16 protein-coding genes and 2 pseudogenes are annotated in these 16,757 nt (G+C 67.7%); 11 read left to right on the top strand and 7 right to left on the bottom strand.

Annotated elements, in window-relative coordinates; all coding sequences use genetic code 11:
- Window positions 1-44 precede the first annotated feature (44 nt).
- Together ACWD4J_RS29255 and ACWD4J_RS29250 are read right to left on the bottom strand one after the other, a co-directional pair.
- Entirely contained in the window at window positions 45-947 is a 903-nt protein-coding gene (locus tag ACWD4J_RS29255) for a carbon-nitrogen hydrolase family protein (protein ID WP_451398443.1), read from the bottom strand.
- 813 nt (window positions 948-1,760) lie between these two features.
- Window positions 1,761-2,186, bottom strand: a complete 426-nt coding sequence (locus ACWD4J_RS29250) for a DUF4259 domain-containing protein (RefSeq protein ID WP_451398442.1) — start codon at window positions 2,184-2,186, stop codon at window positions 1,761-1,763.
- A gap of 469 nt (window positions 2,187-2,655) precedes the next feature.
- Here ACWD4J_RS29250 and ACWD4J_RS29245 point away from each other — a divergent pair.
- A pseudogene (locus tag ACWD4J_RS29245) lies at window positions 2,656-2,841 on the top strand (ATP-dependent endonuclease); the annotation flags it as partial.
- A gap of 406 nt (window positions 2,842-3,247) precedes the next feature.
- On the opposite strand, the gene ACWD4J_RS29240 reads toward ACWD4J_RS29245, so the two are convergent.
- Window positions 3,248-3,976 carry a TetR/AcrR family transcriptional regulator gene (locus ACWD4J_RS29240; RefSeq protein WP_451398441.1) on the bottom strand — a complete coding sequence of 243 codons (729 nt, stop codon included), beginning with the start codon at window positions 3,974-3,976 and terminating at the stop codon, window positions 3,248-3,250.
- A gap of 125 nt (window positions 3,977-4,101) precedes the next feature.
- Between ACWD4J_RS29240 and ACWD4J_RS29235 the strand changes: the two genes are divergently transcribed.
- The 4 genes from ACWD4J_RS29235 (at window position 4,102) to ACWD4J_RS29220 (ending at window position 7,493) form a co-directional block, all read left to right on the top strand.
- On the top strand, window positions 4,102-5,139 hold the full coding sequence (locus ACWD4J_RS29235) for an amidohydrolase family protein (protein ID WP_451398440.1): 1,038 nt from the start codon (window positions 4,102-4,104) through the stop codon (window positions 5,137-5,139).
- 93 nt (window positions 5,140-5,232) lie between these two features.
- A complete protein-coding gene (locus ACWD4J_RS29230) occupies window positions 5,233-6,036 on the top strand; it encodes a leucine-rich repeat domain-containing protein (protein WP_451398439.1) in 804 nt (267 codons plus the stop codon).
- A 464-nt stretch (window positions 6,037-6,500) separates the two neighbouring features.
- On the top strand, window positions 6,501-6,995 hold the full coding sequence (locus tag ACWD4J_RS29225; RefSeq protein ID WP_451398438.1) for a hypothetical protein: 495 nt from the start codon (window positions 6,501-6,503) through the stop codon (window positions 6,993-6,995).
- Window positions 6,996-7,004: 9 nt separating this feature from the next.
- Window positions 7,005-7,493 (top strand): hypothetical protein, encoded by a 489-nt coding sequence (locus ACWD4J_RS29220; protein WP_451398437.1) that lies wholly within the window; start codon window positions 7,005-7,007, stop codon window positions 7,491-7,493.
- Window positions 7,494-7,632: 139 nt separating this feature from the next.
- On the opposite strand, the gene ACWD4J_RS29215 is transcribed toward ACWD4J_RS29220, so the two are convergent.
- Window positions 7,633-8,262 carry a TetR/AcrR family transcriptional regulator gene (locus ACWD4J_RS29215; protein ID WP_451398436.1) on the bottom strand — a complete coding sequence of 210 codons (630 nt, stop codon included), beginning with the start codon at window positions 8,260-8,262 and terminating at the stop codon, window positions 7,633-7,635.
- 193 nt (window positions 8,263-8,455) lie between these two features.
- Here ACWD4J_RS29215 and ACWD4J_RS29210 point away from each other — a divergent pair, with 193 nt between their 5' ends.
- Both ACWD4J_RS29210 and ACWD4J_RS29205 read left to right on the top strand, forming a co-directional pair.
- On the top strand, window positions 8,456-9,418 hold the full coding sequence (locus ACWD4J_RS29210) for a zinc-binding dehydrogenase (protein WP_451398459.1): 963 nt from the start codon (window positions 8,456-8,458) through the stop codon (window positions 9,416-9,418).
- A gap of 70 nt (window positions 9,419-9,488) precedes the next feature.
- Window positions 9,489-9,836 (top strand): annotated as a pseudogene (locus ACWD4J_RS29205) (IS982 family transposase); the annotation flags it as partial.
- Window positions 9,837-9,940: 104 nt separating this feature from the next.
- On the opposite strand, the gene ACWD4J_RS29200 reads toward ACWD4J_RS29205, so the two are convergent.
- Window positions 9,941-10,366: a DUF4267 domain-containing protein gene (locus tag ACWD4J_RS29200; RefSeq protein WP_451398435.1), complete on the bottom strand. Its 426-nt coding sequence runs from the start codon at window positions 10,364-10,366 to the stop codon at window positions 9,941-9,943.
- Window positions 10,367-10,691: 325 nt separating this feature from the next.
- On the bottom strand, window positions 10,692-11,138 hold the full coding sequence (locus tag ACWD4J_RS29195) for an anthrone oxygenase family protein (protein ID WP_451398434.1): 447 nt from the start codon (window positions 11,136-11,138) through the stop codon (window positions 10,692-10,694).
- 90 nt (window positions 11,139-11,228) lie between these two features.
- On the opposite strand from ACWD4J_RS29195, the gene ACWD4J_RS29190 reads away from it, so the two are divergent.
- Together ACWD4J_RS29190 and ACWD4J_RS29185 are read left to right on the top strand one after the other, a co-directional pair.
- Window positions 11,229-11,807, top strand: coding sequence for a TetR/AcrR family transcriptional regulator (locus ACWD4J_RS29190; protein WP_451398433.1), 579 nt, complete (start codon window positions 11,229-11,231; stop codon window positions 11,805-11,807).
- An 889-nt stretch (window positions 11,808-12,696) separates the two neighbouring features.
- Complete coding sequence (locus tag ACWD4J_RS29185; protein WP_451398432.1) at window positions 12,697-13,563, top strand: hypothetical protein; 867 nt, start codon at window positions 12,697-12,699, stop codon at window positions 13,561-13,563.
- A gap of 116 nt (window positions 13,564-13,679) precedes the next feature.
- Here the strand turns inward: ACWD4J_RS29185 and ACWD4J_RS29180 are convergent, their stop codons facing one another.
- Window positions 13,680-14,168, bottom strand: a complete 489-nt coding sequence (locus tag ACWD4J_RS29180) for an Lrp/AsnC family transcriptional regulator (protein ID WP_355434740.1) — start codon at window positions 14,166-14,168, stop codon at window positions 13,680-13,682.
- A gap of 172 nt (window positions 14,169-14,340) precedes the next feature.
- Here ACWD4J_RS29180 and ACWD4J_RS29175 point away from each other — a divergent pair, with 172 nt between their 5' ends.
- A complete protein-coding gene (locus tag ACWD4J_RS29175) occupies window positions 14,341-15,780 on the top strand; it encodes a pyridoxal phosphate-dependent decarboxylase family protein (RefSeq protein WP_451398431.1) in 1,440 nt (479 codons plus the stop codon).
- A gap of 269 nt (window positions 15,781-16,049) precedes the next feature.
- Window positions 16,050-16,688 carry a nucleotidyltransferase domain-containing protein gene (locus tag ACWD4J_RS29170; protein ID WP_451398430.1) on the top strand — a complete coding sequence of 213 codons (639 nt, stop codon included), beginning with the start codon at window positions 16,050-16,052 and terminating at the stop codon, window positions 16,686-16,688.
- Window positions 16,689-16,757 lie beyond the last annotated feature (69 nt).

Genomic DNA, 16,757 nt, shown 5'->3' with positions numbered 1-16,757 from the left:
GAGCCATTCCGTACGCGCGAACCCCTCGGATTCTGCTTTCTGAGCTAGAAGGCCGCTGTCCGGTCTTCGCTGCGCGGGTCGATCACCTGGTGCTCGGTGTAGACGCCCGCGCGCGCCTCACGACGCCAGGGACGCCCGTAGGTCAGTGCCCATCTGGCGGCCTCGGAACTGTCGTCGAGGTTCACGACGGCTACCGATGGCGAGTCGTCCGCGGGGCACCGCGCAAGCCAGTCGCCGTTGGGAGCGACGATTCCGGACGGTGCGGTGGCGCTGTGCTGTGCCGGCCCTGACAAGCTGACCCAGTAGCTGTTGACCGCGGCGTGGCCTTGGGCTTGGGCGGCGGTGTTACCCGGGGTGCCGCTGGTAGAGAACAGGACGCAGTCGACATCCAGCTTCTCGTATTCTGCGAACAACTCCGGGTAGTGGATCTCCATGCCGAGCAGGCAGCCGAAGCGCACACCGTCGACCTCGAAGGTCACCGGTGAGACGCCCGGCGAGTACATGTACGAGACCTTCGTCTTCGACAGCAGGCGCTCGTCATAACGTGTGACGACCCCGCCGCGATCGGAGATGACGTAGAGGCTGTTGTGTGGACGGTTCGGGCCGGTCAAGCGGTGCACCGATGCGATCACCGTCCACAACCGCAACTCGCGGGCCAGCTCGGCGATCGCAGCCAACTCCGATTGGAGCACTGGCCACTGGCACCGATCCCAGTCCGCCGGGCCGACCGCGTCCGGGCCGTCGACGGACATGACAAGCTTACTGGGAAAGCAGATCGCGCCTTCCGGAAAATGCACGATCCTCGCTCCCTGAGCACTGGCCTCGCGCATCAGAGCACGGACCTCACGCCCACTTTCGCGCAGCGCTTCAACGTCTCGGGGGTCTTCGCGTACGGGGGTCTGCGCTACGGCGAGCCGCACGCTCTTGGGGTTCCTTGCTTCCGACATGACGTCTCCTGATGGAGTCGGACGGAAGTGCCGGAGGGCGGACGTGTAGGACTCACCGGTCTTGGCGGCGCGGGCACGCACCTGGTGCTTGAAGTTCCTACGGGCTGTCATCGCGGCCTTCCACGCCTTGAGCGACGGCTCCCCAGCAACCTCGCCCGAGGCGATCGGGCTGCGAAAACGACCTGAGACGCTGGTCCCTTTGCCTCCGATGGGAGACCGCGCTGGGGACGGTCGCGGGAGGTTCGGCGTAGGCCACGCAGTCGGTCATCATGCCGTCGCTCGCGGGCTCCGTCAACATCCTTCAACACGTCCAGCGCACCGTCGAATGGCCGGCGGCTGAAGAGAAACACCTCAGCTCAACACGCTGAATTTGACAGAGAACTCCTGAGTTGCGTCGCGCCTGAAGTTGTCCAGGAGTCGGAAGAATTGGTTGACCGGCGTGGAGTCGGCCGGTGTGCGACGCTCGATCTCTGCGGCCCAGTGGTGGCGAGGCGGAAGACAGGAGTGAGGACGTCGTCCCCGGAGCCGGGTATGTGGAGCATGATCGAGTCCACAGGGTCCTTTGAGCCGATGTTGCGCTCCATGGACCAGCCGGGGCCGAGGAGCTCGCCCCAGGTCGGGTCCGAGAGGTCGGCTTCAGGAGCGGCCTGCCTGACGGCTGCGAGGACGTCCTGCTGCCGGCCAAGCGGGGGCGGGGCGTAGTCGTTGGGGATCTCCTGCACTGAGGTGACGTCGTCGGGCAGGCGAAGGAGAAGAACGTCCCAGCTCATGTGAACCTCCGGGTGGGGAACGTGTGACGGTGCCCTGGGCAGGTCAGCTCAGGCGGAGCTGTTCTCCCAGAGGCTCGGGCAGGAGCGATTCCTGGAGCTGGCGGATGGCCGCGCGCCAGGGGGCTCCGCCCGATCCGGCCCAGAGCTCCAGCAACTCGGATTGCTCGGAGACGACACGGTCCAGAGCGTCGAGGGCGAGGGCGCGCAGGCTGGTGAGATCGGGGAGGGGCCGTTTGGGGCCATAGTGGGGATCGACGGGTTCGCCGCTGGGGCACTGCGCGGCGACGAGGGCGGCCGCGGCAACGGCCTCTTCGGAGACCTGCGCATCGAGGTAGCCGGTCGTGTCGATTACACGGCCGAGAGTGTCGCGGATGATCCCTTCGCGTTCATCCGGGCTTGCTTCGTCGAGGGCGAAGCAGAAGTCCCCTGCGGTGTCGTTGTCGAAGGGGCCGGTGTCCCACGTGCCCATATGCCACTCCTGATCGCGTTGGGGGTTCAGGCATCGTGCCACCAGTCACTGACACTGGCTGGTGCCGGTCGTCCCGCGTGGCATGCTCGCGCTGTCGCTTCAACGGGTATTGCCGGGCATCCGAGGTCTTCGGAGCGAACCAGTGCGAGTAAGAGGGGTGCAGGCAGAAGCCGTATCCGTGGGCGTGGGATCGGCGTCCTGAGCAGACGCCCAGCCTTCTGAGGCCAGTTATTGCGACGGGATAGTGCAGGGAAATGTACTCTTCAGGTGATTTGCCGGGATCCGAGAAAGTACCCTGGAACGAGTTGTCTCCCCGCTGAACCTGCTGGTCAGCCAGTCTGCTCCCCGCGCCCGCGGGGATGGTCCCCGTCACCCGCAGCTGCGGCAGCGCCTCATCTGCTCCTCTCCGCGCCCGCGGGGATAGTCTCCGGCCACCCCTCCGGCACATCCTTGGTGAAATTGCCCCTGCGAGACGCGCCCCTTCCGTACCTTCCAGGGCCAGTCGGCACAGCGGGAACGGCCCGTGGAGCACCAGCTGCGGCGCTTCATGGGTACGCACAGCGGTCGCAAGACGCTCTACGCGCAGGCGCTGGTCGCGCATCCGGATCTCGAGCGCGTTCCCCGGCCGCTGGAGCGCCTCCTCACGCACGTGTGACACGGCCGTTGCCCTTGTCAGCGTGCGGCCCCGTCAGAGGATCGAAGGACGTTGTCCCGTCTCAAAGGATCTGGCCCGGCTCAGGCCTGTGACCTGCGGGGACCAGTTCATTTGAGACCTGGGGATGCTGGGGAATCTCGGGTGATGTGGTTCTGGACCAGTGGATGCCGGACGTCTCAATTGATCTGGTCCGGTTGCTCAGTCCATCGGGGGGCCTTCGAGTTGGAAGTGCCAGATGGCCACGACCGGGGAATTGTCCAAGGCTGTGGCCGACGCTTCCGGGCACCAGTGCAACAGGTCCCAGGACACGTGGGCCGGGAGTGGGTCCGGGACGGTGTTGGCCTTGCGGTACAGCGGTTAACGCCAAGCCGACGATCATGGACTTGAGGCCGGTCGTGGGGAGTGGCTATGCGGACAGTCGCTGGAGCCATTCCGTCAGAAGTTGCTGTTCGGCCTGGCTGAGGGCGTTCTGGCCGGGCAGTGCTGCGCGCAAGGCACGGGCAGCGCCGCCCGGGCCCGGTTCCTCCACAGCCGGTTCCTGGGTGGTGATGGTGGTGATCATCGATTCGCGCAGGGCGACAAGGAGCGCGGGGTCTCGCTCGGGCTCGGGGACCGACTGCCAGGTCAGGACGGCGCCGCTGGCGGTGGCATGGACCATCTGGGCCGCGAGTCCCTCTTCCATGCGCAGGAGCCCCGCGGCGGCGATGCGGCGGATTCGGGCCATGAGATGTTCGAGGCCGATCCGGAACACAGTCGTGGACCGGGCGGGTTCGCCGTACATCAGTGTGTACAGCGCGGGGTTGGCCAGTCCGAACTCGACCACGGTGTCCCAGCCGTCGCGCAGTTCCTTGACCGGATCTTGCGGTGCGGGTTCGATCTGCTGCTTGACTGCCAGGAACCGGGTGAAGCCGTGCTCGGCCACTGCGTCCAGCAGCCCCTCCTTGTCGCCGAACAGCCGGTAAAGGGCCGGCGGCTGCAGTCCGGCGGCGTCGGCGACTGCCCGGGTGGTGACCGCGTCGCGGCCCCCGCGCTCCAGCAGACCGGTCGCGGCCTCGATGATCCGGCGGCGCGTCTGCTCTCGCGCGGCAGTGCCGGGCTCTGCGGCGCGCCGGGTGAGGGTCGGCTCAACAGGCATGGAAGCAAGGGTACGTCATCGAGACCGAGACGCTATCGTTGTTATCGATTTCATGTTGCCATCGAAATTATCGATGGTAACGTTAAACGAGTTTCACTGGAAACATCAGTACGAGGAGAACCGTCATGTCCGACCGTTTGCGGATCATCGGGGTGGAAGAGACCGTCGTCGTACCGGCCGTCTACGAGGCGTACCAGCGGGCCGGATCGCCGCAGATCTTCTCGCGTGGCTTCGGGGACAGCCCGATCGCGAAGAACCTGCACGAGGTCGGCGAGCAGCGGCTGGCCCACATGGACGACCAGGGCATCGACGTCGCCGTGCTGTCCCTGTCGTCTCCAGGCGTGCAGGACCTGCCCGAGGCCGACGCCGTCGCGGTGGCGCGCGAGGCCAATGACCAGCTCGCCGAGATCGTCGCCTCCCGGCCCGACCGCTTCCAGGCGTTCGCCGCGATTCCCACCCAGTCGCCGGCCGCGGCCGCGGCCGAACTGGAGCGCGCCGTGTGCGAGCTGGGCTTCCCCGGCGCCATGCTGTACGGCCGCACCGGGGACAAGCTGGCCGACCACCCGGACAACGACGAGCTGTACGCGATGGCCGAGCGTCTGGCCGTGCCGCTGCACTTCCACCCGCAGACACCGGTCCAGCCCGTCATCGACGCCTACTACTCCAACCTCCCCGAGCCCATGGGCCCCGTTCTGGCCGGAGCCGGGCTCGGCTGGTACTACGACCTCGGTGTCCAGTACCTGCGCATGATCTTCTCGGGGGTCTTCGACCGGTTCCCCGATCTGCAGGTGATCGCCGGGCACTGGGGCGAGGTCGCGCTGTTCTACCTCGACCACACCGGCTTCTTCGGCGAAGCAGGCCGCCTGCGCCAGCCCCTGGCGGACTACTTCAAGCAGAACTTCTGGGTCGCTGGCAGCGGCACCAACAGCCCCCGCTACCTGCGCTGGACCGCCGAAGTGATGGGCACCGACCGAATGCTGTACTCCACCGACTACCCCTTCACCTACGGCTTCCGCCCCGGCGGTTTCCCCTACGTCGACACCAGCAACGGTGAAGCCCGCTCCTTCCTGGAGAACTCGCCCTTCACCGACGAGCAGAAGGCCGACATCGGCCACCGCAACTGGGAACGCCTCACCGCCCGCGCCAAGCGCCCGACGGCCTGAAGCCCCAGGGGCTGGCCGGAACGCCACCACGCGCTCCGGCCGTCCCTCACGGCCCCCTGAGAGGGCCTGCGGCAACCTTCGTATCTTGGCGCCATGACTGACAAGGGAGAGTCGAGGCTCTATGTGAACCGCTGGGGCGACACGTCGGACCCGGCCCCAGGGCGGCGCGGGTCCTACAGGGACATCTGCTCGTGCTTCGACCAGTCCAGGCCTCATCCGCGAGCCAGAGTTGGATTTCACGCCGAGCGGCAGGACACCTCCGCTCCGGGCTGGCAGCACCTGCTGGAGCTGATCGACGAGGCCGCCGCCGACAGACGCGAAGAGTTCCGCCCCCTGACCGTGCTCAGCCCAGTAGAGCGGCGGCAGATCATCACCCTGCCACCGAGCATCGCCAGGCTGACGGCGGTCAAGCACCTCGTGCTCTACGGCAGCAATCTGGTCCGGATCCCGCCCGAGATCGGGGCCATGACCAGTCTGGAGGAGTTCACCCCCTACACCTCCTATCGGCTGCACTGGCTCCCCTACGAGATCACCCGATGCCGGAAGCTGACCCGCAGCACGGTGAGCACGCGCGCGTTGTTTGGCAACTACAAGATGCGACCGCCGTTCCCACAACTCCAGCCTTCCCCGGACTCCGTCGCCGACCTCGATCTGAGAAACCTGGATCCCCGGCGCTGGGGCGCCACCGCGATCCACAGCTGCAGTGTCTGCGACCGCCCGATCGAACAGAGCGGACTCCATCAGGTGTGGATCTCACTGCGCGTGGCCACTGACGTATTGCCCCTACTGGTCAGCGCCTGCTCATCGGCGTGTGTCGCCGCGCTGCCCGGCGGTGCTCGGGACTACATCTCGACACCACACAAGGGCGGCCGAGTCAACCAGCCAGCGTCCGACTGAGACTGACCAGCCGAACACCTCCTCGCCCGCCGCTCGCCGGTGAAACGACCACAGCGACGCGCCGAAAGCTCGAACGTCTGGGCGAGGAAGCTGACGCTGCCGATGGGGAAATACGTGATCGTCGACATGGACCGACGACCATGTTCAAGCCCATGCCCCCATCTTGCCAGCACTGATCCGACGGCCACACCATGCCCTGCCGTCTCAGCGCGTCTGCCGGTCGGTCGTTGCGGGACCTCTTCCTCCCCGGCGGGTCCGCGGGGCCGGCGGATGCCGGTGGGGCCGAGGCCGGAACGGGGCCACCCATCGCGACCGAGGACAGGCTCCACTCTGCGGTTCCTCACCCAAGCGGTGCTGGAACCTCGACGCGGCCGCTCTACCGCGACCGCCCACAGGACGCCCTCGAGCTCGTACACCTCGCACAGAAGGGCGCCGGACGCAATGCGGGCCCGCGTGTTCGCGCCATGCTCCACACACGCGAAGCCTGGGCATACGCCGCGCTCGGCCGCTCCGCCGCATTCCAGCGGGCCACCGCCGAAGCCGCCCACGCCCTTGCCAACGCCGAACCAGCCCAAGAGCCTTACTGGATCGCCTACTTCGACAGCGCCGAGCTCGCCGGAGTCACCGGCGGCCGTCTGCTCGACCTGGCCCGCCAGGACCCCCACCACCACGCCGAAGCCGCCGCGGACTCGATCCGGCAGGCTCTCGCCACGCGCGGCCCCGAGTCCAGCCGCAGCCACGCACTGGACATGATCGGCCTGGCAGAGTGCCACTTCCTGGTCGGCGACGTGACGGGCGCTGTGGAACAGACGCATCGCGCGGTCGATGCCGCGGCTCGCACCCAGTCCAATCGCGTGCGCACGCTGCTCGGTCAGCTGTACCCCTACACCGTGGGCCGAGACACATCACGTACGGTCGGCGAAGCGCGGGCCAGGATCCGCGAGCTGTTGTCGAGCTGAGGGGGAGACGTGACCACCATCGCCGTGACCGGGCACATGGACCTGCCCGATGCCAGCGTCCCCCTGGTACGGGCCGCCTTGCTGGAAATCCTCAAGCCCTGCGCCGCCGGCGAACTCATCGGTGTCTCTTGCATTGCCAAAGGCTCGGATTCGCTGTTCGCCGAGGCCGTGCTCGAGCTCGGCGGCCGCCTGATCGCGGTAATTCCCTCGAAGGACTACCGGCAGAACAAGGTCAAGCCCGACCACGCCGAGACCTTCGATCGGCTCACCGAAGCGGCTGATGAAGTGCTGGTACTTGGTCATGAGACCGCGAACCGGCAGGCGTACGAGGACGCCAACCGCACACTGCTCCAGCGCGCCGACCGGCTGATCGCCGTGTGGAACGGCGAGCCCCCGACTGGCAAAGGCGGCGGCACCGCAGACACCGTCATCGAGGCACACGAAGCCGGGCTGCCAGTCGATGTCGTGTGGCCACAGGGTGCCGCACGGCGAGGCTGAGACTCAGCCGGGGTCGCACTGGCTCAGGCGACGGCCGCTTACGAACTGCCTCCATCTGCCGTGGTCACGCCGGGCTAGACGATCTATTCCAAGGGGTTCAGTGGTTCGCGCGTCGAGCGTGGATACCGCTCGCCCACGGTCAGGCGCTGGTCGGTGCTGCGGATGCCAGTCGTGCCGCTGGTGGTAGCGGTGCGTGGTGAGGGCAGGCTTCGAACGCCTGGATCGCCAGCCCTGCGAAGCGTCGGGAGGCCATGACCTGGGTGGCAGTGGATGTGGCGTGGATCCCCTTGTTGGCCATGAGTACGAGAATGAGGTCGTCCAGAACGAAGTCGGGCCTCAAGTGCCCTGCGTCCTTGGCTCGCTGGGCCAGTCCGGCGACTGCTTTCACCGTGTATTCACGTCCCGCGACATCCGGCGCCCCCGGGAGGGTTGACAGGAAGGCTTCGGTGAAGCCCCGATCGCGTGCGTGCAGCTCACAGATCTTCTCGATCACCAGGCAGAGGCCACGCCACGGATCAGGATCTGCGCACCCCTCGTCGACGATGGTGCGACATGCGTGCAGCTGGTCCGCGAAGGCTTCGGCGACCAGCATCTGCTTGGTCGGGAAGTGACGGTACAAGGTGGCAGGTCCCACCCCGGCACGCCGCGCGATCTCCCGCATCGGCACATCCAGGCCCTCGGCCGAGAACAGCGCTCGGGCCGCGTCCTGGATGCGGTCGCGGTTGTCCATCGCGTCGGAACGCAGCTTATGAGGCAAGTGATCGGTCACCGCTCTCACTTTAACTAAACGGACGGGGGCGTCCGATACCGTCCAAGACGTAGAAGCTCGCCGAGATCATTGGGGCGCACAGCACGGGGACCGATCCTCGGCCGTGGCGTGAAGTCTTTTCCCACCAGGCGGCGATCGGTGGCGGGTATGGAGCAGGATCGTGCTTGAGCGGTCCGAAAACGTGGAGACGACATTGAAGGCAATCGCGATCCAGAAGTTCGGGGGTCCTGAGGGTCTGGCTGTTGTCGACCTGCCGATACCTGCACCTGCTGCCGGGCAGGTGCTGATCGCCGTTGAGGCGGTGGGCGTCGGTGGTGTCGACACCGTGATCCGAAGCGGGGCTCTGGCCGCCTACGGCTTCAAGGAGGGTTTCATCCCGGGTGGCGAGGTGGTGGGCACCGTGACCGCGGTCGGAGACCGCGTCGACGCGTCGTGGATTGGCCTGCGGGTGTGGGGCTTCACCGGCACCGGCGGAGGCTACGTCGAACAGGCCGTCGCGCCGGTCGAGCAGATTCTTCCCCTGCCCAGCAGCCTGTCCGCCGTCGCCGCGGTGACGCTCGGCAGTGCCGGTGCGGTGGCCCACTTCGGGCTTCGCCACGCCCATTTCGCTCCCGGGGAGACGGTCTTGGTGCGTGGCGCGGCCGGCAGCATCGGGATCATGGCAGTGCAGCTCGCGGCTCGCGGTGGTGCCGCCGCGGTGGCGGTCACGACATCGTCGGCCGAGCGCGGCGAGCGGCTGCGCCGTCTCGGCGCGACCCACGTGCTGGACCGCTCCGGCCACGGAGGGAAGGAGGCTCCAGCGGGCTATGACGTCATCATCGACGTTGTGGCCGGTGAGGACATGCCGTCGTTCTTCGACAGGCTCAACCCGAACGGCCGCATGGTGGCCGTGGGCGCTGTCGCAGGTCAGCCGCCCGCGGACTTCGGCACGAAGATCATGGCGGCGTTCCAGAAGTCGATGTCCTTCGCCGCTTTCAGCGCAGCTACCGTCACCCAAGCCGACCTGCGTGCCGTGCGCAGCGAGCAGTTCGCCGCAGCCAGTCGCGGCGAGATCGAAACAGTGGTGCACGAGGTGCTGCCACTGGACAAAGCCGTGCTGGCGCACCAGAAGATGGCTGCGGGTGAGGTCTTCGGGAGGATCGTGCTGACACCGTAGTCGAAGGTATCCACGCCGGGATTGCCGCGATCCCCTGCGCAGTCGAGGCGAGGGAGTCCAATGTCGGTGGTTGAAGACGGACTTGGACTCCCTCGCGACCGCGCTCTACGTGAAGACCGATGATCTGTTGAAGGGTTCGCCGCAGTTCAGGCCATGGCGGCCGGCCGTGGGCATTGCGCCGCAGCTCAGCGATGCCGAGTTGGTGACCCTGGCGATGATGCAGGCCATGCTCGGTTTCACCTCCGAAGCGCGGTGGCTGCGGCACGCTCATGCCCACCTGCGGTACCTGTTCCCCTACCTGCCCAAGCAGTCCGGCTACAACAAGCGCCTGCGCAAATCCGTAGACCTCGTACGCCACGTGACCCGCACTCTGGCCCGGGACACCACGCTGTGGAGCGACGACGTATGGGTCGTGGACTTCCCGCATCGGCACATCCAGGCCCTCGGCCGAGAACAAGATCGTGCGCCTCGCCTTTCCCGGTAGGCGCTGACAGGCGAATACCGACACGCGCCGAGGTGGCGTTAGGCGGGTTGCGGGGCGGGCGTTGCCGGAGCGGCCGCGACCTTGCGGGTCTCGCGCATTATCAGCAGGCCGTTGACCACCATCAGTGTCGCGGTCAGGCAGTGGACGCCGAGCGCGGTGGCCACGGAGCCGTGGTGGGCCAGCACGGTGGTCATGTCGCCGTACGCGGCGAGGGCCTCCACCAGCAGCGCCCAGCCCAGCGCCCGGCGGTGGCCCGTCACCAGCAGGATGCCCAGGACCAGGGCTAAGACGACGTCGCGGATTCCCCTGATGATCAGGAAGCCGTCGCCGTCACCGGACGGCCAGCTCGGCAGGCCGAAGCCCGGTGCCGTCGTCTCCGGGCTCAGGATGAACTCCGACCCGAACCAGAGGATGAAGAGGATGAAGGCGGCGGCCAGGACGGTGTTGATCTTCTTCAGCGACATTGTTCTTCTCCTTGCGAGTCTTCGTCGGCTTGGTGAGCTTCGTGGAGCTTGCTGAGTCGTGTGGGGCCTGATCAGGCCGCGCGGACGCGGCTGATCGAGGGGCGTAGTTTGCCGGGATCGCCGTTGTGGGATCTGAGCGGCAGCTGCATTCCCGGATGTCGGGATTTCGGTGGCCGGCTGCCGCCCGGGGAGTGGGGATTGTGCGCCACCGGCGCGGCGTCGGCCCGCGGGGTCAGTAATCCGAAGGCCTGTCGGGCTCACCCCGACGGGGCGAAAGCCGTCGATATAACGGGGCGAATCAGTGCATGTCGGGGCGGCTTTGGTATCAGGTGAGGGCGGCGACCAGCAGGGCGAAGGCGGCGATGATGACGGCGACGCGGACGTAGTGGAAGCGTTCCCAGCGGTTCAGCTGCTGCTTCCAGTCGGCGGGCCGGTTGTCAGGGGTCCACGCCTTGTTCCGGTTGTTGATCGGGACGAGCAGCAGAATCGACATGATCACGCTGAGCATCAGCAGCGCGCCGGCGGTGACGACGAGGCCGGTGCCGTGGTGGCGCCATCCGGCGACGGCCCAGACCGCGACGAGGACGAGCGAGCCGATGTACCAGACCGGCATCACGGCGCCGAGCATCCGGCCCCCGTGGGCGTGGCCGAGTTGGCCACTGTCCTCGGGGAGGGCGTTGAGGATCGGGTTGATGACGAAGGCGACGGAGAGCTCCACCCCCACCATCACGCCGACGATCACGGTGGTGACGACCTCGAGTGCGTTGAACATGACGCCCCCCTGGCATCTAGTGTTGCTAGGTGATGAGGCAACGCTAGTACTGCTGCCGCTCACTTGTCTAGCGATGCTAGGATCGAAGTCATGTCGGTACAGGAACGCAAGCAGCGCGAACGGGCGGAGCGCGAGCGCCTCATCGTGGCGACAGCCCGCGAACTCGCCGAGCAGCAGGGCTGGGACGCGGTCACCACCCGCCGGCTCGCCGAGCGTATCGAGTACAGCCAGCCCGTCCTCTACAGCCACTTCCGCGGCAAGCGCGAGATCATCGGCGCCGTCGCCATCGAGGGCGCCGCCGAGATGGCCGTGGCGGTGCGTGCCGCGGCCTCCAGAGCGAACAGCCCGCGCGAGCGGGTCGCCGCCCTCGCCCGTGCCTACCTCGACTTCGCCGCACGCAACCCGGCGGTCTACGACGCCCTGTTCCAGCTCGACGGCGGTCTGGCGTTCGCACACGAGGACACCCCGGAGCCACTGAAGGACGCCTTCGCCGCGCTGCTGGAGAGCCTGGGCGAGGTCGCCGGGGACGGCGTCGACCCGGGGCTGTTCACCGAGGTGTTCTGGGCGTCCCTGCACGGCCTGGCGACCCTGACCCGGGCGGGACGGCTGCCGCCGGAGTACATCGAGCCGAGGGTGGAGCTGCTGGTGGACCGGCTCGCCATGGTCTGACACACCGTCCCGGCGGGCACGCAGCCGGGGCCCTCGGGCCCCGCCGCTGTCTGCCTGCCTGCGGCAACGCTTCCGGTCACTCGCGTCCACACGGCGCAGCCGCAGATCGCCGGGCCCGGTACCCCAGACGGGCACCCGCCCCGGAAGCTGCGATGCTCATTGGTCACGACCCGATACCGGGTGTGAGTAGTTGAGGTACAGAAAGTGCCGCTGAGATTGATCTTGGTTTGATCTGCGGGGGGGGGGAGCCAAGGTGAGCCCCAAAGCCGCTATGGGATGATCTTGGTAGCAGTGCGGTTCGGCGGGAGCGTCCTCGGCCGGGTCGCGCTCGTCGTCTTGGTCGGTTTGATCGGTCCAGGTGCCGAAGGGGCGGCCGGGCAGGCCAGCCTCGTCGGCGCCGAGCTGGAGGGCGCCGCCCTTGAGTCGGTGCGGTCCGGGGATCACCGCATGCCGCCGTCGAGCTGGGCCGGGACGGGCCGTTATCCGAAACAGACTGATCTATCATCAGGGCTCTCGTGACGGGTGGTTCCGCACCCAGGTTCGATGACGAGCGTCTCGTGCGAGGGAACCGACACGCCCGTGCGGGCGACATCGTGCGAACGCCGGCGCCCCGGCGGCCGGGAGACCAATTGTCGATGTCCAGGGCGTTGAACTTCATCGCCTTCTCCTGCTCGACGGGGTCGTTGTCGGCGATGACGCCCCCGGACGCGCTGTGCACCGAGTGCGGCTGCTCCGGGCTGCTAACCGACGACGCGCGCATGCCCTGCACCGAGCCGCACCTGTACCGATCTGGAGTACGCCAAGGTGACTGCCCTACACCGCTGACTGTGTGATGTAGATCACCCTCGAGTGGGCTCGGCGAAACGTTCAACCACTGCGCTGAGGTGACATGGCGAAAGAACCAGATATGTACGCAAGCGATATCGCCAGGAGGCTCGGCGTTGATCGCTCCCAGGTGAGCCGCTGGAAGAAGGAGCTGGGGCCTCCCGTCAATCCGGGAGCATCCCGTCCGATGTGGCCTGCTGAGCGCGTCATCGAGCTCGGCAAGGCGAAGGGGTACCTAGACGAGCACGGCAAGCCGCTGGAGCGGGCCGGGGAGACGCGGCGTCGTCCTATTCCGCTGCCTCAAGTGCCAGAGGGCCGTGACGAGAAGCACTACTACGTGCCGGACATTGCCGCGATGTTCGGTGCGACGCCCGCCGCCGTCTACGCGTGGATCCACCGCGGGCTTCTTCCCGAGGAGACGCGCTGGGACGACGGCCAGTACCCGGCGTGGCCGCTGTCGGAGCTGAGACGGCTGGCCAGGCGGAAGGGTGTGACGCTGAACATGGATGCTGGGCGCACCCCATATCGTGAAGACGTTGGGAGATCAGTGGGCGAGGACGAAGACCTCCGGCAGCGGCTGGAGGCGCTGGAGGCGGAGGTCCAGCGGTTGAAGCAGGACCCGCCGCGTAGCGAGTTCGCGAGGCCGGCCGCCATCCGCACCGCACAGCGGGAGCACAGGCAGCAACTCGATGAGAGCATCGGCCTGTCGAAAGGTGACGGAGCCCGCAAGACCGAGCTGCAGGCGTCGGCGCACGATCGCCGTACGGAGCGGCTGCTGGGCCAGCGCCGCATAGGTGCGGTTCCACTCGCGCTGGGCCTGCACCAGGTCGGACGGAAAGGTGGGGAAGTACGCCATGCCCGAAATTCAAGCACGTGTTCGATTTCCGGCGCACGCCGACAGGCTCGCCCTGGTGCGAAACGGTGTGACTGAGGGCTTCAGTTGGCCATTGAGTACTTCAGTTGGCCGCTCCGATACTCAGCTTGCTGCTTCATCTTCGGGCCGGGGAATCGCGGTGTTCCTCAAGCAAGTGAAGCCGTGTCGTGCGGTCATGCACGTGGGGCGGGCCAGGAGTTGAGGGGTAGGGGGCCGCGGTCGATGACGGTGCGGATGCAGAAGGTGCTGCGGGCGTCGCGAACGGGACCGATGGCCAGGATCTGGTCAGTGAGCACCTTTTCGAAGGTGCGCAGGTCCGGCACGGCTAGCTCGACGAAGAAGTCGGCGTCACCGGAGACCACATGGCAGGCGACCACGTGGTCGATCGCCTTCAGTGCCTCTTCGACCACCTGGGAGGTGGTGCGGGAGTGCTCGACTTTGAGGGAGAGGAACACCGTCAGCCCGAGGCCGAGGCGCTCGCGGTCCAGATCGGCCCGGTAGCCGGCCAGGACCCCGTCCTCCTCCAGCGCCTTGGTGCGGCGCAGGCAGGATGAGGGTGACAGGCGTACGGCCTCGGCGAGGTCGACGTTGGGGGTGCGTCCGTGGCGCTGGAGGTGGTCCAGGATCGCCCGGTCGATACGGTCGTACAGGGGGCGTGGCATGAAATGCAGCGTATCGGCTGTATTGGCGAACAATCCTGCGCTGTAGCGCCGTACATGCACTCACTACGCCATCGTATGCCGGGCTCGGCGGCGCATTCTGGTCACGCGCCGCGGCCGCGAAGCCGGTCCCGCTGCCACCTCCGTACCCCTCTCACCGCCTTCGGACTGCCTCATGCACCCCTTCCCCCTGGAACCCGACCGCGCCACGATGACCGAAATGGGCCGTCTCGTCCTGAACCGTGTCGTCGATCGCACCGAGAACCTCGCGGCCCGCCCCGCGACCAGCCCCCTGTCGCCGCGGGCCGAGGCCGAGCTCGTGGAGTCCTTTTTGGCGCCGCCGCCCGCCCGGGGCGGCGACCTGAAGGCCCTGCTCGCACGCCTGGACGAGGCCGCCGACTGCGCTCTGGAAACGGCCGGGCCCGGCCACCTGGCGTACATCCCGGGCAGCGGTCTGTACACGGCCGCGCTCGCCGAGTTCTACAACCGTGCCGTCAACCGCTACGGCGGCCTGGCCTCGGTCGCCCCGGCCCTCGCCGCGCTCGACGAGAGCGTGATCCGCTGGATGGCCCGCGATGTGTGCGGCCTCCCGGAGGGCAGCGGTGGCCTGCTGACCAGCGGCGGCTCGATGGCCACCTTCTCCGCGACGGTCGCCGCCCGCCACAACAGGCTCGGCGAGGATCTTGCCGGCGGCACCGTCTACACCACCGCCCTCGCCCACCACTCCGTCGCCAAGGCCGCCCGCCTCGCCGGGATCCGCGCCGCCCACATACGTACCGTGCCGCACACCCCGGACCTGCGGATGGACCCCCACGCCGGCGCCGCGATGATCCGCGCCGACCGGGACGCCGGGCTGCGGCCGTTCCTGCTGGTGGCCACCGCCGGCACCACCGACACCGGCACCGTCGACCCGCTGCCCCAGCTGGCCGACCTGGCCCGCCGCGAGGACCTCTGGTTCCACATCGACGCGGCCTACGGAGCCTTCTTCCGGCTCACCGCACGCGGCGAGGAACGCCTCGCCGGTATCGAGGAGGCCGACTCGATCACCCTGGACCCGCACAAGACCCTGTTCATGCCGTTCGGCACAGGCGCCCTGGTCGTCCGCGACATCGCCGCCCTGCGCGCCGCGCACGACGGCACCGGCACCTACCTCCAGGACATGCAGGCGGCGGGAAGCGTCCCGGACTCCGGTCGCCTCGGGCCCGAGCTGACCCACGAGATCCGCGGTCTACGGGCCTGGCTCCCCCTCCACCTGCACGGGGTGGACGCCTTCCGCGAGGCCCTGGACGAGAAGCTCGACCTGGCCGAACACGTCCACGACACGCTGTCCGGCGTCGCGGAGCTGGAGGTCCCGCAGCGCCCGGACCTGTCCACCATGATCTTCCGCGTCCGCCCCGCCGACGGCAGCCGGGCCGCCGCCGAGCGGGCCGATGAGGCCAGTCGCCGCCTGCTGGAGCGGATCAACGGCCACCGGCGCATCGTGCTCTCCAGCACGGTCGTCGACAGCCGCTACACCCTGCGCGTCTGCGTGCTCTCCCACCGCACCCACCGCGACCGCATCGCCGAGGCACTGCAGATCATCACCGCCGAGGCCAAGCGCCACACCACCGCGTAGCGGTCTCCGGCCACCTGCGATGCTCAGAGCGGCCAACTGAAGCGCTCAGTCACAGCAGCGATATGTGGCCAGTCGCAGTGATACCTGGCCACAGAGGCGCCGTGGGGGTCTGAACCCCTCCAGCGGGCGAGGTCTGGATCGTCGATGGGCATAGCTCTTCAATCAGTGGCGCGATCATCCGATGAGGTCGTATCCATCCTGGTGGCGGGCTTGGCTCTGGCCTTGCAAAGGACTGCGCTCTGAACGGACTACGGCGGTAGGTTGTGCCGATGACCGGATCTCTGCCGCCCGGCGGTGTTGTGCTCGATGCGGACGAGCTGGATGCCCGATGGGCGGATGCCTGGCGCCCGGAAAAGGTCGCGGAGCGGTTGATGGGAGTCGGTGCGCCCTGGTGCATTGCAGCGGGATGGGCGCTTGACCTGTTCCGGGGCGGGCAGTCGCGGCCGCACGGCGATTTGGAGATCGCGGTGCCCGCTACCAGGTTTTCGGAGATTCGGGACCGCTTCCCTGAGTACGTGTTTGACGCGGTGGGTTCGGGTCGGGTCTGGGCTGGGGCAGGAGCTGAGGTGCTGGCGGCAACGCATCAGACCTGGCTGCGGGATCCTGCGAGCGGTCAGTTCCTGTTCGACGTCTTCCGTGAGCCGCACGAGGGCCTGACCTGGATCTGCCGGCGCGACGATAGTCTTCGGCTGTCGTACGACGCGATCATTGAGCGGACGGCAGATGGGATCCCGTACCTGGTGCCGGAGTTGGTACTGCTGTTCAAAGCAAAGGCGCCGCGGCCCAAGGACCAGGCGGACTTCGACGCGGTACTGCCGCTGTTGGGCCGGGCACGGCAGGATGCTCTGAGTGGGTGGTTGGAGCGTGTGCACCCTGGGCACCCATGGCTGGCGGAGCTGGCCGAATAGTGGCGCGAGCCGAGCCTGTGGATTGCCGGGGACGATGCGGTCGCCGAGCACCGGGTACCTCAACTACTC

Source organism: Streptomyces sp. NPDC002577 (assembly GCF_053594815.1).
Note: the sequence above shows the minus strand (reverse complement) of the source record. Positions and strands in the feature narration are given on the sequence as shown.

Excerpts from the sequence above, each read along its gene's own strand:
- ACWD4J_RS29255 (WP_451398443.1), bottom strand. The coding sequence starts at position 947 with ATGTCGGAAGCAAGGAACCCCAAGAGCGTGCGGCTCGCCGTAGCGCAG.
- ACWD4J_RS29250 (WP_451398442.1), bottom strand. The coding sequence starts at position 2,186 with ATGGGCACGTGGGACACCGGCCCCTTCGACAACGACACCGCAGGGGAC.
- ACWD4J_RS29240 (WP_451398441.1), bottom strand. The coding sequence starts at position 3,976 with ATGCCTGTTGAGCCGACCCTCACCCGGCGCGCCGCAGAGCCCGGCACT.
- ACWD4J_RS29235 (WP_451398440.1), top strand. The coding sequence starts at position 4,102 with ATGTCCGACCGTTTGCGGATCATCGGGGTGGAAGAGACCGTCGTCGTA.
- ACWD4J_RS29230 (WP_451398439.1), top strand. The coding sequence starts at position 5,233 with ATGACTGACAAGGGAGAGTCGAGGCTCTATGTGAACCGCTGGGGCGAC.
- ACWD4J_RS29225 (WP_451398438.1), top strand. The coding sequence starts at position 6,501 with ATGCTCCACACACGCGAAGCCTGGGCATACGCCGCGCTCGGCCGCTCC.
- ACWD4J_RS29200 (WP_451398435.1), bottom strand. The coding sequence starts at position 10,366 with ATGTCGCTGAAGAAGATCAACACCGTCCTGGCCGCCGCCTTCATCCTC.
- ACWD4J_RS29195 (WP_451398434.1), bottom strand. The coding sequence starts at position 11,138 with ATGTTCAACGCACTCGAGGTCGTCACCACCGTGATCGTCGGCGTGATG.
- ACWD4J_RS29190 (WP_451398433.1), top strand. The coding sequence starts at position 11,229 with ATGTCGGTACAGGAACGCAAGCAGCGCGAACGGGCGGAGCGCGAGCGC.
- ACWD4J_RS29185 (WP_451398432.1), top strand. The coding sequence starts at position 12,697 with ATGGCGAAAGAACCAGATATGTACGCAAGCGATATCGCCAGGAGGCTC.
- ACWD4J_RS29180 (WP_355434740.1), bottom strand. The coding sequence starts at position 14,168 with ATGCCACGCCCCCTGTACGACCGTATCGACCGGGCGATCCTGGACCAC.
- ACWD4J_RS29175 (WP_451398431.1), top strand. The coding sequence starts at position 14,341 with ATGCACCCCTTCCCCCTGGAACCCGACCGCGCCACGATGACCGAAATG.
- ACWD4J_RS29170 (WP_451398430.1), top strand. The coding sequence starts at position 16,050 with ATGACCGGATCTCTGCCGCCCGGCGGTGTTGTGCTCGATGCGGACGAG.